17 protein-coding genes are annotated in these 15,441 nt (G+C 69.4%); 9 read left to right on the plus strand and 8 right to left on the minus strand.

From position 1 onward, the window contains the following. Nucleotides 1-14 precede the first annotated feature (14 nt). The gene (locus ACFY2X_RS31035; RefSeq protein ID WP_389945119.1) at nt 15-590 is read left to right on the plus strand and encodes a GNAT family N-acetyltransferase; all 576 of its coding nucleotides are present in this window, start codon (nt 15-17) and stop codon (nt 588-590) included. Nucleotides 591-735: 145 nt separating this feature from the next. On the opposite strand, the gene ACFY2X_RS31040 is transcribed toward ACFY2X_RS31035, so the two are convergent. Then, nucleotides 736-1,734: a zinc-dependent alcohol dehydrogenase family protein gene (locus tag ACFY2X_RS31040; RefSeq protein WP_389945122.1), complete on the minus strand. Its 999-nt coding sequence runs from the start codon at nt 1,732-1,734 to the stop codon at nt 736-738. A 72-nt stretch (nt 1,735-1,806) separates the two neighbouring features. On the opposite strand from ACFY2X_RS31040, the gene ACFY2X_RS31045 reads away from it, so the two are divergent. Next, a complete protein-coding gene (locus ACFY2X_RS31045) occupies nt 1,807-2,190 on the plus strand; it encodes an ArsR/SmtB family transcription factor (protein ID WP_389945125.1) in 384 nt (127 codons plus the stop codon). A 208-nt stretch (nt 2,191-2,398) separates the two neighbouring features. Here ACFY2X_RS31045 and ACFY2X_RS31050 read toward each other — a convergent pair whose 3' ends face one another. From ACFY2X_RS31050 to ACFY2X_RS31060, 3 genes are all read right to left on the minus strand, one after another. Further along, the gene (locus tag ACFY2X_RS31050; RefSeq protein ID WP_389945129.1) at nt 2,399-2,692 is read right to left on the minus strand and encodes a hypothetical protein; all 294 of its coding nucleotides are present in this window, start codon (nt 2,690-2,692) and stop codon (nt 2,399-2,401) included. A 45-nt stretch (nt 2,693-2,737) separates the two neighbouring features. Continuing rightward, entirely contained in the window at nt 2,738-3,016 is a 279-nt protein-coding gene (locus ACFY2X_RS31055; RefSeq protein ID WP_389945132.1) for a hypothetical protein, read from the minus strand. Between the two features lie 164 nt (nt 3,017-3,180). Then, nucleotides 3,181-3,870, minus strand: coding sequence for a TetR/AcrR family transcriptional regulator (locus tag ACFY2X_RS31060; protein WP_389945135.1), 690 nt, complete (start codon nt 3,868-3,870; stop codon nt 3,181-3,183). An 82-nt stretch (nt 3,871-3,952) separates the two neighbouring features. On the opposite strand from ACFY2X_RS31060, the gene ACFY2X_RS31065 reads away from it, so the two are divergent. Beyond that, nucleotides 3,953-5,251 (plus strand): carotenoid oxygenase family protein, encoded by a 1,299-nt coding sequence (locus ACFY2X_RS31065; RefSeq protein ID WP_389945138.1) that lies wholly within the window; start codon nt 3,953-3,955, stop codon nt 5,249-5,251. A 92-nt stretch (nt 5,252-5,343) separates the two neighbouring features. On the opposite strand, the gene ACFY2X_RS31070 is transcribed toward ACFY2X_RS31065, so the two are convergent. Both ACFY2X_RS31070 and ACFY2X_RS31075 read right to left on the minus strand, forming a co-directional pair. Beyond that, nucleotides 5,344-6,042 (minus strand): B3/4 domain-containing protein, encoded by a 699-nt coding sequence (locus ACFY2X_RS31070; RefSeq protein ID WP_389945141.1) that lies wholly within the window; start codon nt 6,040-6,042, stop codon nt 5,344-5,346. A 174-nt stretch (nt 6,043-6,216) separates the two neighbouring features. Further along, nucleotides 6,217-6,828 (minus strand): LysE family translocator, encoded by a 612-nt coding sequence (locus ACFY2X_RS31075; protein WP_389945144.1) that lies wholly within the window; start codon nt 6,826-6,828, stop codon nt 6,217-6,219. 153 nt (nt 6,829-6,981) lie between these two features. Here ACFY2X_RS31075 and ACFY2X_RS31080 point away from each other — a divergent pair, with 153 nt between their 5' ends. Next, complete coding sequence (locus ACFY2X_RS31080; RefSeq protein ID WP_389945147.1) at nt 6,982-8,391, plus strand: PLP-dependent aminotransferase family protein; 1,410 nt, start codon at nt 6,982-6,984, stop codon at nt 8,389-8,391. Between the two features lie 177 nt (nt 8,392-8,568). Here ACFY2X_RS31080 and ACFY2X_RS31085 read toward each other — a convergent pair whose 3' ends face one another. After that, nucleotides 8,569-9,042, minus strand: a complete 474-nt coding sequence (locus ACFY2X_RS31085) for a MarR family winged helix-turn-helix transcriptional regulator (protein WP_389945150.1) — start codon at nt 9,040-9,042, stop codon at nt 8,569-8,571. Between the two features lie 105 nt (nt 9,043-9,147). On the opposite strand from ACFY2X_RS31085, the gene ACFY2X_RS31090 reads away from it, so the two are divergent. The 4 genes from ACFY2X_RS31090 to ACFY2X_RS31105 all read left to right on the plus strand — a co-directional run bounded on the left by ACFY2X_RS31090 (nt 9,148) and on the right by ACFY2X_RS31105 (nt 12,128). After that, entirely contained in the window at nt 9,148-9,468 is a 321-nt protein-coding gene (locus ACFY2X_RS31090) for an antibiotic biosynthesis monooxygenase family protein (protein WP_389945153.1), read from the plus strand. Between the two features lie 93 nt (nt 9,469-9,561). Continuing rightward, nucleotides 9,562-10,182, plus strand: coding sequence for an NAD(P)H:quinone oxidoreductase (gene wrbA, locus ACFY2X_RS31095; protein ID WP_389945156.1), 621 nt, complete (start codon nt 9,562-9,564; stop codon nt 10,180-10,182). A 59-nt stretch (nt 10,183-10,241) separates the two neighbouring features. Then, nucleotides 10,242-10,499 (plus strand): hypothetical protein, encoded by a 258-nt coding sequence (locus ACFY2X_RS31100; protein ID WP_389945159.1) that lies wholly within the window; start codon nt 10,242-10,244, stop codon nt 10,497-10,499. A 276-nt stretch (nt 10,500-10,775) separates the two neighbouring features. After that, nucleotides 10,776-12,128: a serine hydrolase domain-containing protein gene (locus ACFY2X_RS31105; RefSeq protein ID WP_389945162.1), complete on the plus strand. Its 1,353-nt coding sequence runs from the start codon at nt 10,776-10,778 to the stop codon at nt 12,126-12,128. A 7-nt stretch (nt 12,129-12,135) separates the two neighbouring features. On the opposite strand, the gene ACFY2X_RS31110 is transcribed toward ACFY2X_RS31105, so the two are convergent. Next, nucleotides 12,136-12,696 carry a hypothetical protein gene (locus tag ACFY2X_RS31110; protein ID WP_389945165.1) on the minus strand — a complete coding sequence of 187 codons (561 nt, stop codon included), beginning with the start codon at nt 12,694-12,696 and terminating at the stop codon, nt 12,136-12,138. 79 nt (nt 12,697-12,775) lie between these two features. Between ACFY2X_RS31110 and ACFY2X_RS31115 the strand changes: the two genes are divergently transcribed. Next, nucleotides 12,776-15,424 carry an AAA family ATPase gene (locus tag ACFY2X_RS31115; RefSeq protein ID WP_389945168.1) on the plus strand — a complete coding sequence of 883 codons (2,649 nt, stop codon included), beginning with the start codon at nt 12,776-12,778 and terminating at the stop codon, nt 15,422-15,424. Nucleotides 15,425-15,441 lie beyond the last annotated feature (17 nt).

The following is a 15,441-nucleotide window of genomic DNA, read 5'->3' on the forward strand; positions in this document are numbered from 1 at the left end:
GGCACAATCGGCACGTGCAGATCGTGTCGTATCCCGAAGCGGACACCCCGTCCGAGCTCCGTGGGCAAGTGCTGGCCCTGCAGCATGAGGCGTGGCCGTCCGATGACCCCCCGGACGTCTCCGCACTCACCCACGACCCCGCTTTGCGGCCGCTGTCGATGCTGCTCGTGGAGGACGGAACGGTGCTGGCCGCTCTGGACATCCTCTCCAAGGAGATCGTTCACGCCGGTCGGCGCTATGCCTCCGGAGGGCTGAGTACGGTGGTGACCTGCCGACAGGCACGTGGCCAGGGTCATGGTCGTCGCCTGGTGGCGGCGGCCCGTGAGGCGATGGCCGCCTCCGACATGGATCTGGGGCTGTTCACCTGCGATCGCCCCCTCCAGGGGTTCTACGAGAGCGCGGGCTGGCGCGTGATTCCCGGCGCGGTTCTCGTCGGAGGGACCAGCCTGTCCCCCTTCCCCAGTGACCGGCCCGGCTTCGACAAGGTGACCATGGCGGACTTCTTCTCGGCCGAAGGCCGGCGTCATCAGTCGTCCTTCCACGACTCTCGCATCGAGCTGTACCCGGGAGAGATCGACAAGCTCTGGTGACTTCTTCTCTCCTGCCGGACTTCCACCGGCGACCGTGTGAGAACACCCGCCGGCGGCCCGGTCGAGACCGGCGGCGTCGCGATCCGCGCGGTCAACTGCGGGCCACCCGGCCTTGGGCAGCCCACGGCCGGTAACCCTGCGGAGATCAGTGTGCGGTGGTGACGACGATCTTGCCGATCTGGGCGTTCGACTCCAGGTATCGGTGAGCTTCGACGATCTCACCCAGGTCGAAGGTGCGGTCCACCACGGGCCGGAAGGCACCCGAACGCAGCCCGGAGGTCACGAAGGCCGCCGCCCGGCGCAGCCGCTCGGGCCGCCTGGCCGTCTCCAGCATGGTGTAGGTGCGCATGTTCAGCGCGGGCATGCCGAGCTCGAACCCCGGGTAGGGGGTCGGCTCGCCGCTCAGCGCGCCGTACAGCAGCAGCATGCCGTCGTCGGCGACCACCCTGGCCAGGTCTGTCACGCCGGGTCCGGCGACGGCGTCGAAGACGAACTCGGCGCCCCGGCCGCCGGTCGCCGCCAGCACCCGCTCCACCACGTCATCCGACTCGGTGACGATCACCTCCGCCGCCCCCTCCTTGAGCAACGCCTCCTTCTTGGCGGTGGTGCGGGTGAGGGCGATCGGCGTGGCGCCGATGCGCTCGGCGACGTGGATGGCGGCCAGCCCCACGCTGCTGGAGGCCGCGTTCAGCACGACGGTGTCTCCGGGCCGCATCCCGCCGACCTCCACCAGTGCGCCGTAGGCCGTCAGGTACGGCATCCAGACCGCCGCGCCCTCGACCGCGCCCACTCCCTCAGGGCGATGCAGCACCGCCGCGGCGGGGACGATCGTCCGCTCGGCGTAAACCCCGTAGTCGTTCTGCGAGAACGCGGGCACGGTGCTGACCGGCTGCCCGGGCCGGAAGCCGGTGACGCCCTCGCCGACCGCTTCGATCACACCGGCGGCCTCGTTGCCCAGCCTGGCGGGGAACCGCTTCACCGGCTCGATGTAGTGACCGGTGCGGAACAGCACCTCGGCCCGGTTCAGGCCGATCGCGTCCACGCGAATCCGCACCTCACCCGGCCCCGGCTCACCGACCTCCACGTCCTCCAGCCGCATCACCTCGGGTCCGCCGAGCTCATGGAACAGCACCGTCCTGGCCATCATGTCGTCCTTTCACCGGAAAGCGGAGATCCACCCAAACACGAAAGTACGATTCCCGTCAAACTTCGATGGATGTCGTACTATGGGTTCATGGACGCCGACCGCATCCCGGAGCACCCCGACGCGCAAACCATCACGCTGCAACAGGTCCTGGAGGCCCTCGTCGACCCGGTGCGACGGAGCATCGTCACGCAACTGTGCGACGCACCCATCGACATCAAGTGCGGGGCGTTCGACCTGCCCGTGAGCAAGTCAACGGCCACGCACCACTTCCGGATCCTGCGCGAGGCCGGGCTCATCCGGCAGTACTACCTCGGCACCTCGCGAATGAACGCCCTGAGAAGTGACGAGATCGACGAGATCTTCCCCGGCCTGCTCGATGCCATCGTGTCCGCCGACCGCGAGTCCGCCCGGAAGGGCGGCGTTCTCCCGAAAGCGGCCTCAGCCGCCGGGTAACTGCGCGTGACGGCGCACCGGACTGCCGTTGATCAGGAAGTTTGCCGCTCTGCCTTGTCGAGGGCGTGGTGGGGCGGGGCGGCTGAGAGATGTTTCCCGGCATTCTTGCCGGATGGCGTGACCGGCTTCCGCGATCTCGGGTTTCGGGACGCCCTCAGCGGTGCCGGGGAGCGGGTCGTCGGCCCATCCGTCCGCGACCGGGCATCGGTCAGGACGGGGCGCTGCCGGCGGGTGGTTCGTGGTGGCCGTTGGCCAGGGTGTCGCAGGTCGCGAGTTCCCAGTGGCTGACCTCCGGGGCGGTGAGCGCCGCAGTCACTTCGGTGCGGATCTGGGTGGCGGTCGTGTCGTCGTCGATGTGGACGCGGATGACGATGTCTCCGTTGGCCAGTCTGAGCTCTTTACGCCATTGTTCGGGCAGGAGGGACAATATCCGCACTCCGTCGATCGGCGAGTTGCTCGGCGGTTCCAATGTGGTGCGCCGCATTGTCAGCTCGACCAGCATTACCGGGTTTCCTTACCTGATCCGAGAGGGCTCCGTCGGATTAACTTACAGCCTCGTGGTGGAGTCCCAGGTGGTTCCGTCGGTGGTGGCGGCCGAGTCCCAGGTGGTTCCATCGGTGGAGTCCCAGGTGGTTCCGTCCGTTGCGGCCCCGGAGTCCCAGGTGGTTCCGGCCGCGACCAGGGCCGGGGAGTCCCACGTGGTGCCCCCGGTCGCGGCGGCGTGGCCGCCGACGGCGACGGCGCAGGAAATGACTCCGGCGATAAGCGCGGCCGACAGTTTGGCGGTGACGTTGAGGTTGAACAGGGAGGCGGCCGGGTTCTTCATTTCCGAATCTCTTTTCTCGGGTTGTGGATTTGTTCTCGCACAACCAACTCTGCGCGCCGCGCGGCCCGCGAACCAGGCGAATCGAAGGCAGCAAGTTGCCTGGCGACGACAGCTTCCTGCCATTCCCGTTCCCGCCGTCGCCGACAACCGGATGCCGGGTGGGCCTATGCGTGTCGGGCGAGGTCTCGGGCCGGCCGTACGCCCTCGATCTCTTTTCTCAGCCTTTTCCGGGAGGACTGCACCGATCGGGTGGCCGCCTCCAGCGTGTCGCCGACGCCGACCATCAGGCTGATCAGCTGGGCCTCGAAGATGCGGTCGGCGTTGCACGGGTCGATCAGGTATTCACCCAGTTCGAGCGTGACCAGCCCGTGGATCGCGGTCCACAGTTGGTGGGCGACGAGTTCGGCGTCGTCCGCCTGGAACCGGCCTGCCGCGACGCATCGGGCCGCGCACTCGACCACCGTGCTCAGGGTGTATCGACCGTGCTGGCGGTCTTCCGCGCCCAAAGAGAACCCGGCCAGCGACGCCCCGCCGAACATCACGGCGTACAGGTGCGGGTTCGTCAGGGCGTTGTGCCGGTAGGCCCGCCCGTACAGCGTCATGTCGGCGACGGGGTCGGCGGTCTGGATGACGTGCGAGAAATAGTCCTGCAGGCGGGCGAACCCCTCATAAACCATCTCGCGCACCAGCCCGCTCATCCCGCCGAAGTTGGTGTAGACCGCCATCGTCGAACTGCCCGCCTCTGCGGCGATGCGACGGGCCGACAGCGCTTGGGGGCCCTCGTCCGCGAGTAGCCGTGCGGCGATGTCGACAAGGGCGGGACGTGTCTGAGGATTCGATCGGCGTGGGCTCACCTTGACAGTATTGCATAACGCCGTTATGTTAAACATAACGGCGTTATGTTATCCCGTCAGGCCTCACAAGGAGGTGCCCGGCATGACCGTCACAGGGCACGTCAATCCGATCGCGACGCCCCGCCACCTGCCGCACAACGAGCCACTGCCCGTCGACGGCGTCCTGCCTCACGACCTGGACGGTGCTCTCGTGCAGGTGAGCCCGCATCCAGGGCGATCGGGGCAGTCGCACACCACGGTCGGACCGGCTCTCCTCTCGGGCGTACGGCTCGGCGGCGGCATCGCCCGATGGCACAGGACCACCGCCAAGGAGACCGGCGGCCACCCGCCGGCCTGGGCGATCGGCTCCGCGCCATGGACTCGGACCACCGGTGCCGCCGACCCGTCGCCGGACGGGCCGTGCCGCGTGAGTGTCGCACCGCCGGTGAAGGACCGGTCCACGTCCGAATGGCACACGGTCGCCACCTATCCGGGTCTGGACTGGGCGGAGCACCTGATCATGGGGCCGGACGGCGGCATACGCGAAGCCCGTCCGTTCGGGCTGGGCGGCGCGCCACTCATGCACGCGGTCGCGCTCACCGAACGGTTCGTCGTGGTGTTCGACCTGCCGGTGACCTACCGCCGGGCGGCGGCCATGGTGGGCACCGGTTTCCCCTACCGCTGGCAGCAGGACCGTCCGGCGCGTATCGGGCTGCTGCCACGACAGCCAGGCGGAGAGGAGGAACCGCGCTGGTTCCCGGTCGCGCCCTGTTACGTGTCCCACTCGGTGAACGCCTACGAAGAGGGCGACCGCGTCATCGTGGACGCGGTGCGTCACGACCGGGCCTTTGACACTCCGTCGTGGACCGAAGCCGGTGCTGCAGGATCATCGCGAGTGCACCGGTGGACGCTCGATCTGGACAGCGGCGCGGCATATGAGCGGCCGCTCGCCGATTCCCTGGCGCTGGCGTCGGTGGATCCTCGGCGGGCCGGCCGCGGGCACGAGCTGATGTTCGGCTGCTCCCCCGACGGGAATGCGCTGATCGGCCATGACCTCGCGGCTGCCACCGTCCAGGTGCGAAAGCTCGACCCGGGCTGGCAGGCCGACCAGCCTGTCTTCGTCCCCCGCGGCCGGGCGGAAGGTGACGGCTGGATCGTGGCCCTCACGCGGAACGCCGCGCAGCGGCGAAGCGAACTGCTGGTGCTCGACGCGCTTCACCTGACCGGCCGGCCACAGGCCGTGGTCCACCTTCCGATCATCCCGCCGACCGCACGGCACACCATGTGGATGGCGAGGTCCTCGGCGTCGGCTACTGGATCGCCAAGTATCTCGTCCCCTTCCCCAACCTGCCGGTGGTCCTGTCGGACGAGGCGTTCACCATCGGACCCATCGTGGTCATGACCGTGCTCACCAAGGCGAGCCGGCCGGCCTTGGCGCAATGGTCGGCCAGTAGCGATGTGGCGTGCCCGGTCAACGTCACCGGCCGCCGGTGCTCACACCTGGAACTCGAACCGTGGCGAGGACCGACTCAGCATCGCGGCTTCCGGCGCGAGTGACCAGATGTCGTTCAGTTCGTCGGCAACGGTGGCCATGAGTTTCGGGACGTCCGCGGACGCCGATCCGTGCATCGCCTCCGCGACGATCAGGACGGTGTCCGTCGTGTTCCGAACGGCCGAGTAACCGCTTTGCCGGTTCGTCCATCGCCGGGCGTGCGCGCGCCCGGCGGCGTCGGCGAAGATCACCTCGTGCGGGTCGGGGTTCTCCGTCTCGCCCGAGAAGCTCAGGTAGTTCTCGTCACCACTCGCATGCCGGACCTCCAGACCACCGTGGATCCTGGTGACGTCGAACACGGCCACCGGGATCGCGAACGCGAGCGAGATCGCATTACAGAGATCGATCAGTGGATGGATCCGCGGGAGGGCGCGCTCCTTCTTGAAGCGCCGCAGCAGGGACTCCGAGGCGCATCGATATTGAGTGGGTTTGAGTCCCATCCTTGAGAAGGCACGTCGCCACGCCTGTATCTCGGGGAACTCCGCCTCTGAGCTTGTCGCCAGCCGGGCTTCGGCGAGGGCGCCGAACCTGGCGACCTGAGAATCGGCGGAGGCGTCGTCGGTGATTCCCACGGCGAAGACCGCGCCGGCGACGAGATCCGGGTGGTCCGACCAGATCGCATCCGAGTGCTGGAGGTACATGAGAGGTCCTTGTCGTGACTCCTCCGCTCCCTGAAGAGAGCGGCTTCTCGCTTCCCTCGGCAGAGGTAGGCGACGGCCAAGCCCTGACCGTTCAAACAAGGGAACCGTAACAGGGAAGCGATTCCCCTGCCGGGTAAACCCGGCAGTCCCCTCACTAGACCTGATGGACGGGATCTATTGATCAGCGAAAGCGAGCTTGACGCCGAGCGCGAGGAAGGAGCCGGCGAAGGCCCGGCCCATCCAGGTCATCACCCGGGGCCGCGAGGTCACATGGTTCCGCACCGAGGCGGCGAAGATGCCGTAAGCGGTGAAGACGACGAATGTGATCAACATAAAGACAGCGCTCAACTCCACCATCCGCAAAAGGGAATCGGGCTCACCGGCGCTCACGAACTGCGGCAGGAACGCGAAGAAGAACATGGTCAGCTTCGGGTTGAGAACGTTGATCAGGATACCGGAGACGATCACTCTGGTCGCCGGGTGGGGCTCGGTCTCCCCTTCCACGGCTATCGTGCCCTTGTCTTTGAGCGCGGCCCATGCCATGTAGAGGAGATAGGTCACACCCAGATATTTCAGGACCTGGAATGCCAGCGCGCTCGTGTGCAGCAGCGCCGTCAGACCAGTGACCGTCGCCATCATGTGCGGAACGATGCCGAGCGTGCATCCGATCGCGGCGACGACGCTCGCGCGGCGGCCGCGAGAGAGGCCGGCCGAGAGCGTGTAGACGACGCCGGTGCCGGGTGTGGCGACCATGATGAGCGCGGTCACCAGGAACGCGATGCTCATGATGAACTCCTCGCGAGGCAGGTCGAACAGGTCAGCGTCATGTGTTCACCCTGCTGAAACAATGGCCCGGTGAACAGGTCCAATGAAGGCGCCTCTGACAGGTCCATATCATCTGGGTCTGACTTCCTTCAGCTGAACATCGATGAGGCGCCGGTGGGCGGGCTGTCCGACTGGCTTGCCCGGCGGCTTCGGCTCGCGATATCGGACGGCCGCCTGCCGGTCGGAAGCAGGCTGCCGGCCACCCGGGTGCTCGCCGGTGAACTGCGCGTGTCTCGTGGCGTCGTCACCGAGGCCTACCAGCGCCTGATCGAAGAGGGGCACGTCGCCGGGCGCGGGCGGGGCGGGACGATCGTCGTCGCCACCCCGGTGGCGGTGCCGGCGGCGTCGCGGCCATCCCTGCCCGCGAATCCGTCGCCGGCCGCCGGTGCGTTGTTCGCCGCCGCGCCCGGCGCGGACGTCTTCGACGCGTTGCGAGCGGCCCCGGCCCGGATCGATCTGTCGCCCGGCCTGCCCGACCTGGCCGCGTTTCCGCGAGCGGCATGGCTGCGCGCTGAACGTTCCGTGCTCGGCAGCCTCTCGGCGGCCGACTTCGGATACGGAGATCCTCGCGGGACCCCGGCGTTGCGTCTCGCCGTCGCGAACTGGCTGGCCCGCAACCGCGGGATCAGGGTGGACCCGAACGAGGTGCTCATCGTCGCCGGCACCGCTCAGGCGCTCGGACTGCTCGCACAGGTGTTCCGGCATGACGGGATCCGCGAGGTGGCGGTGGAGGACCCCGGATCGCTCGGGGTCCGCCAGCATCTGCGCAACGGGCGGATGGACACCCCGCCGATCCCGGTCGACTCCGAAGGAGTCCGTGTCGACGAGTTGCGCACCACGGGAGCTCCGGCGGTCCTGCTGACCCCGGCGCACCAGTTTCCGACCGGAGTGGTACTCGGCGGCGAGAGGCGCCGCGAGCTGATGCGGTGGGCCGGCGAGGGCGGGCTGATCATCGAGGACGACTACGACGCCGAGCACCGTTACGACCGGCCTCCGGTTCCCGCCCTGCGGTCGATGCTCGCCGAACGCGTCTGCTACGCCGGGAGCGTGTCCAAGCTCCTGGCTCCCGCGTTGCGAGTGGGATGGCTCCTCTCGCCGCCGAAGTATCGGGACGCCCTCGTGACCGCCAAGCGGTACACCGACCTCGGCAACGCCGTACTGCCGCAACTGGTCCTGGCTCAGCTCATGGAATCGGGCGAGATGGAACGGCAGCTGCGTTTCCTCCGCAGACGCCATCGTCGCCGCCGGGACGCGATGATCGACGCGGTCAGAACCCACCTTCCGGGCGCGGTCGTGCACGGCGCCGCGGCGGGCCTGCACCTGATGATCACTTTCGAGGCCGGGTTCGCCGACGCCGACCTCGCCGGCGCGGCGCTCGCGCGCGGCGTGAAGGTGCAACCGTTGTCGTGGCACAGCCAACGCCCGAACCGGCCAGGACTTGTGCTCGGCTATGCCGCGAGCACGCCGACCGACATCGGTGAAGGCATGGCGATCCTCGCAGAGGTCCTACGGCGTCTGTCCTGACAGGCCCTGATCGGTCGACCCCCGCCACTCGGATCCCGGTGCCGGAGGTCGATCTCGGCCGACGGCTCCCACAGGGCTTGTCGGATCCGTCCTCGCCCGTGGAGCCGGAGTGATGGAGTGCCGGAAGCGGCCGGCCTGGCGGGGAGCGGTGCCGGCGGCCGGAGCTCCGGTGGTGGATCAATCGACGTGGGTGGGCGTGTCGCGCCATGTGCGCTGGCGACCGGTGATCTGCCGCAGTTGTTCCTTGAACTGGGTGTAGGCGCCTTCGCCGACGGCTTCGGCATGGCGGCCTTCGATGGCGGCCATGATCGCGTCAGAGCGGGTCATCTGATCCAGGCCGCGTGGGGTGGGGACGACGAGTTTGGCGCGGCGGTCGGCGGGGTCGGGGTGGCGCTCGATGTAGCCGAGTGCCTCCAGCTCGTCCAGCACCTTCCCGACGACCTGCTTGTGCTGACCGGAACGGCGGGCCAGGTCGGTGGCGCGGCTGCCGTCGGCGTCCAGGTAGGCCAGGACCGCGCCATGCAGGGGCCGAAGGTCGGGATGTCCCTGCTCGGCGAGGGTGGCGAACATCTCCTCCTGGACGGCCAGCAGCAGGCGGCTGGTGAGCATGCCCAGGTCCGGGTCTTGATCCTTGCGTTCGCTGCGTCGCATCGCCTATCCCCCATCTAGTAATGAAAAATGATAGTCACTAAACTTGACGGTATACATCTATGACTATATCGTGCTTTGTGTTGGAACACGAGCAAGGAGCCGGTGATGACCGAGTATCAGGACCAGACCACGACCGTGGAGTTGACCCGTTTCACGGTGGCGGACGACAAGACGCAGGAGATGCTGGCGGCCCGTCCCGGAATGCTGGCGGACTTTCGCGCCGACCGGGAGGGCTTCCTGGGCGCCCGGCTGGTGCGGCTGCCCAACGAATGGCTGGACGTGGTGGAGTGGCGGTCGCCGGAGGATTTCGCCGCCTCTCGCGCCAAGGGTGCCAACCTTCCGGGCATCGCCGCGTTCTTCGCCACCCTCGGAGATCTGGTCAGTGACGAGTTGGGCACCCTGGCCGTGGTCGAGGAGACCCGGTGATGCGGGCGGCCTGACCGCGAGCGGCTTTCCTCCCACCCCCTGCCCACTTCTTCCCTTCTGTACTTCCCTCCCAATCGTCAAGGAGCTCTCCCCATGGACTTCCCGGTCAATGTCGCAATCGTCTACTACTCCGCCACCGGCCATGTCGCGCAGATAGCCCAGGAGATGGCCGAGGCCGCCGCCAAGGCCGGCGCGCGGGTCCGGCTGCGCAAGGTCGCCGAGTTGGCCCCGAAGGCGGCCGTCGACTCCAACCCCACCTGGGCCGCCCACGCCGCCGCGACCGCTGACATCCCCCTCGCCACCACTGATGACCTGATCTGGGCCGATGCGGTTCTCATGGGCAGCCCCACCCGGTTCGGCAACATCGCCTCCCAGCTCAAGCAGTTCTTGGACACCCTCGGAGGCGTCTGGCAGCAGGGCCTGCTGGCCGACAAGGTCTACAGCGGGTTCACCTCCACCGGCACCCTGCACGGCGGACACGAATCCACGCTGCTGGCGCTCACCAACACCTTTCACCACTTCGGCGGCATCGTCATCGCCCCCGGCTACACCCACGCCGACAAGTTCGCCGACGGCAACCCCTACGGCACCTCGCACCACGACGCGGGCGGCACCGTCCCGGTCGACGATGTCACCCGCGCCGCGGCCCGGGTCCAGGCCGAACGGGTGGTGAAGTTCGCCCGTGCCCTCGCAGTCGCTCCCGTGGCCGCCTGACCGGCAACCTCGAACGACGCCATCCACCAATACTGATCTTGGGGTGAAGGATGTCCGGCATGACCCGCCTGATCCACGGCACGGTGGTCGCGGGATTTGAGAACGTCGCCGAGCAGTTCGCCACTGCCGTGGCGGCAGAGCCCGACCCCGGCGCGTTCGGTCACAGCGGAGCCGTGGGTGCCCAATCCTTCGCCGACCCCACCACCGGCATCGCCTACAGCTACACCCGCCGTCGTTTCTCCTTCGGGAGAGGTGGTGGAGCGCCGGAAAACCACCGCCTCATCCGCGCCACCCTCCAGGCGGCGGCTGACATCTGACAAGCCGCTCCCCCACTCCGCACCGCCAGAAGACAACCTCGCATCGTGCCATCCGCCCAGCGTCTCCGGCGCCACCTCGGCGAACGGCCCCGCGGGAAGACCTCCTCCTGAGATCCTGGCTCAGGTGCCGAGGGGAGGCCATGATCTGTACGCGGCGATCGCTCGTGCGACGCGATGGCCGGCCGTGACACACCGAGAAGATCCGCTGCGGATGCCGGTGCGGCTCCAGCGGCACTAGCCTGGGGGAACTTTGTCATGTCGGGGAGGAGCCATCTGATGTCGCCGGTTCTGGAGAGTACGGCTCGCGCGCTGCTGCGCAGGATCGCGGTGGAGCAGGCCGAGTCACGGCTGCCGTCGCTGACGGCGGCCGTGGTGCGCGACGGGCGGCTCGCCTGGTTCGGCTCGCGTGGCCGGGTGGAAGGGGCCAGGCCCACTGAAACCACCCAGTACCGGATCGGCTCCATCACCAAGAGCATGGTCGCCACCGTGGTCATGCGGCTGCGCGACGAGGGCCGTGTCGACCTGCTCGACCCGATCGGCAAACACATCCCCGGCACGCCGGTCGGCGAGGTGACCCTCGCCCAGCTGCTGTCGCACACCGCCGGGCTGACCGCTGAGCCGCCCGGCCCGTGGTGGGAGCGGACGCCGGGCATGCCGGTGGAGGAGCTCATCGGCCTGCTCGGCCCGGAGACCGGCCGGCACCGGCCCGGCCGCCGCTTCCACTACTCCAACCTGGGCTTCGCCCTGCTGGGCGAGCTGGTCACCCGGCATCGGGGGGTGAGCTGGACGCGAGCCGTACAGGAGGAGATCCTGGAACCGCTGGGCATGTGTGACACCACGCCCCGGCCGCGCGCCCCGCACGCCACCGGCTACGCCGTGCATCCGTGGGCGGACGTGCTGCTGCCCGAGCCCGAACACGACGCGGTCGCCATGGCTCCGGGCGGGCAGCTCTGGTCCACTCCCGCCGACCTCGCCCGGTGGGCCGCGTTCGTGGCCGGAGACACCGCGGGCGTGCTCGACCCGGCCACGCTGGCCGAGATGCGCGAGCCGGCGACCGTGGACGACGGTGACGCCTGGACCGGCGGCTATGGCCTGGGCTTGCAGCTGGCCCGGGCCAACGGCCGCCGCCTGGCCGGGCACACCGGCTCCATGCCGGGTTTTCTGGCTACGGTGTGGGCCGACCCGGCCGACAAAGTGGGTGTGCTGTTCATGGCCAACTCCACCTCGGGAGTGAGCCGTACTCTGCTGACCGAGCTGCTGGCCATCCTCGACGAGCACGAGCCGCGCCTGCCCGTCGAGTGGGAACCCATCGGGGCCGACGCCGACCTGCTGGAGCTGACCGGCCCGTGGTACTGGGGGCCGAGCGCGTACGCGCTACGCCTGCTGCCCGACCGCGGCCTGTCCCTCAATCCGATCGGCGGAACCGGCCGGGCCTCCCGGTTCACCGCCCAGGCCGACGGGACCTGGCTCGGGCTGGACGGCTACTACGCAGGCGAGACGCTGAGTCTGGTCCGCCGGCCCGACGGCTCGCTCAGCCACCTGGATCTCAACACCTTCGTCTTCACCCGCACGCCGTACGACTCCGCGGCCGATGTGCCGGGCGGGGTGGACGAGGGCGGCTGGCGGTAGGTCGTTGCTATGCCACGGTCAGCCGATCCGTGCCACCGGACACCCAGATGTCGTACCGGTCGACGACCTCATCGAAGCCGGGATCGGTCAAGGTGGTCCCGCGTGGCACCGTGTCCAGGGTCCGCTCCCCCAGCCGGAGCCTGGTGCCGCCGCCGATGACGGCCAGCCGTACCGGCACGCCGGAGGGGCGGTGGAAAGCGACCTGGGAGACGCCGCCGGCAATGCGGATCGCCACAGTGCCGCAGGGCGCGGGCAGGTCCACGCGCACCTGGTCGGCCCCGCCCTGCAGGTCGAGCCGGGTCAGCGGGAGTGAGCGCAGGTCGGCGTCGAGGCGCGAGGTGCCGCCGCACACCTCGACCGCCCATGGGAGCGAGGCGTTGAGCATCACCTTCCCGCCGTACCCTGTGCCGTCGAGGTGGAAGCTGCGGGGGAAGCGGACCGTCACGGACTCCGTGGTCGTCCGTAGATCGGGGAGGATGCCGTCAAAGCGCGCGCGATAGGACTCGTCCATCGTGGGATCCGCACTGATCGCGATGCCGGCCGCGCCGGGGATGAATGAGATCTTCATGCCTCACGACGCTACGGATCTCACCATCCGCAGGAATCTGTCATTCTCCTGATAAATCAGCCTTAAGTAAGATCATGGGATGTTGTACGGCAGAGCCGACGAGCAACGTCTCATCGAGGACATACTGCGGCAGGCCAGGCAGGGTAGCAGCGCGGTCCTGGTGATCAGGGGCGAGCCGGGCGTCGGTAAGTCGGCGCTCGCCGACCACGCGGCTGACTCGGCGGAGGGCTTCACGTTGCTGCGCGGCCTCGGCGTGGAATCGGAGGCCGAACTGCCCTACGCCGGACTGCACCAGCTCTTGCTCCCCGTGCTCGACACCATCAAGGAGCTGCCGGAGCTGCAGGCCGCGGCGCTGCGCCGGGCGCTCGGCATAGCCGAGGGCTCGGGAGAGGACAGGTTCCTGGTCGGCGTCGCCACGCTGTCGTTGCTGGCGGAGGTGGCGGAGTCGGGACCGCTGTTGTGCGTGGTCGACGACGCGCAGTGGCTCGACCGGGCCTCCAGGGACGCGCTGCTGTTCGCCGCCCGGCGGCTGCGCGCCGAGGGCATTGTCATGATCTTCGCGGCTCGCGCGGAGTTCGACGCGGACGGGCTGCCCGAGCTGCCGCTGGCCGGGCTCGACAGCGCCGCGGCGCGCGAGCTGCTCGCCGAGCGGGCCCCGGATCTGGCCGCCGGCGTGCGCGAGCGCATCCTGGCCGAGGCCGAGGGTAATCCCCTGGGTCTGGTCGAGCTGCCGTTGAGCGCCGAGGCCGTACCGGAGCTCGGACCGCTGCCGCTCACCCGGCGCCTGCAGGACGCCTTTCACGACCGGGTCGCGCGGCTGCCCGAGGAGGCGCGCACGCTGCTGCTGGTGGCGTCGGCGGAGGAGACCGGCGAGCTGTCGGTCATCATGAGCGCCGCGCAGAAGCTCGGCGTGGATGAGCATGCGCTGGAGGTCTGCGAGGAAGCGGGGCTGGTGCGCCTGCACGGCGCGACGCTGTCCTTTCGTCATCCGCTGGCCAGGTCGGCGGTCTATCAGGCAGGAGGGTTCGGCCGTCGCCGTGCCGTGCACCGTGCGCTGGCCGAGGTCGTCGACCCCGAGTGGCGGGTCTGGCACCTGGCCATCGCCGCGTCGGGGCCTGACGAGGAACTGGCCGCCGAACTCGAACGCGCCGCGGCGGGTTTCCGCCTGCGGACGGGCTACGCCGCCGCGTCGGCGGTGCTGGAGCGAGCGGTTGTGCTCTCCAGGGATGAGGTGGCACGCGGCAGGCGGCTGGCCGAGGCGGCGGACACCGCGCTCACAGCAGGTCAACTCGACCGCGCCTGGCACCTCACCACACAAGAGCTCGACCGTAGCCGGGACCGCCCCGCCACCGAGCCGGAGCTGCGGCTGGCGGCACAGCTGGCCAACATCAGGGCGGACGTGGAGTTCGAGCGCGGCGCGCTGGAGAGCGCGAGCGCCACCCTGCTCAAGGGCGCCCGCCCTCTGGTCGGCGTCGACGACGCGCTGGCCAGGACCATGCTCCTGCAGGCCGTGCGCAACGCCTGGTACGCCCATGACCCGACACTCGCGCAGGAGGCCACCGCGCTGCTGTCCGGTCTGGAGCACGACGAGGACCTGTTGCGTCCGCTGATGGCCATGGCGGAGGGCATGACGGCGCTGCTGGCGGGCAGGCCGCGCGTCGCGCTGCCGCTGCTGCGCCGGGTCGTGGCCGGTGGCCGGCTGGCCGAGCGGAGCCTGTACGGTCTGCGCAACAACGCCGCGCAGACCGCGCTGCTCGTCGGGGACCACGAGGCGGCCACGGCCATCGCCCGGCTCCTGGCGCGCGACTGCACCTCACTCGGCATGATCAGCTGGTTGCCGCACACGCATCTGGTCCTGGCCTGGGCCGACGTGATGGCCGGCCGCCACAGGGAGGCGTCGGCGGAGGCCGAGGCAGGCGAGCGCATCGTCGTGCAAACCGGTCAGGCACACCTGGAGGCCCAGCTGTGCGGAGTGCGCGCGTGGCTGGCGGCCGTGGCCGGTGACGAACGAGTCTGCAAGGAGATGGCGAACCGCGCCTCGGCCGTGCCGCATGGCCACGCGTGGGCCCAGTGGGCGCTCGGCCTGCTCGACCTGGGTCTCGGCCGGTACGATGCGGCGCTCGACCGGCTTGAGCCTGTCGCGGCGCACCACCCGGCCGCGGTCGCCGACCTCGTCGAGGCCGCGGTACGGCGCGGCGTGCCGGAGCGGGCGGCCAGGCCGCTGGCCGGTTTCGAGGACTGGGTGACTGCCGTGGACCAGCCCTGGGCGCGGGCCCTGCTCGACCGCTGCCACGCGTTGACATCCGATGACGAGGAGCGTCACGCCGCCGCGATGGGCGCGGATCAGCCGTTCGACCGGGCACGCGCCCAGCTTCTCTACGGCGAACGCCTGCGCCGCGAGCGCCGCAAACACGAGGCCAGGACCCCACTGCGCGGCGCCGCCGAGGCCTTCGAACGACTCGGTGCCCGGCCGTGGGCTGAGCGGGCCGCCGCCGAGTTGCGCGCTACGGGCGAGACCCTGACCAGGGACCCGGATGCCGACCTGCTCGGCCGGCTCACGCCCCAGGAGCTTCAGGTGGTACGGCTGGCCGCCACGGGCGCGACCAACAAGGAGATCGCCGCCCGGCTCTTCCTCAGCCCTCGCACCGTAGGCCACCATCTGTACAACGCCTATCCGAAGCTGGGTGTGAGCACGCGAACCGAGCTGGCCCGGCTCACCCTGCCGTGACCCGCAGCGGGACGTGG

This window comes from Streptosporangium sp. NPDC000396 (assembly GCF_042898655.1).
GTDB lineage: Bacteria > Actinomycetota > Actinomycetes > Streptosporangiales > Streptosporangiaceae > Streptosporangium.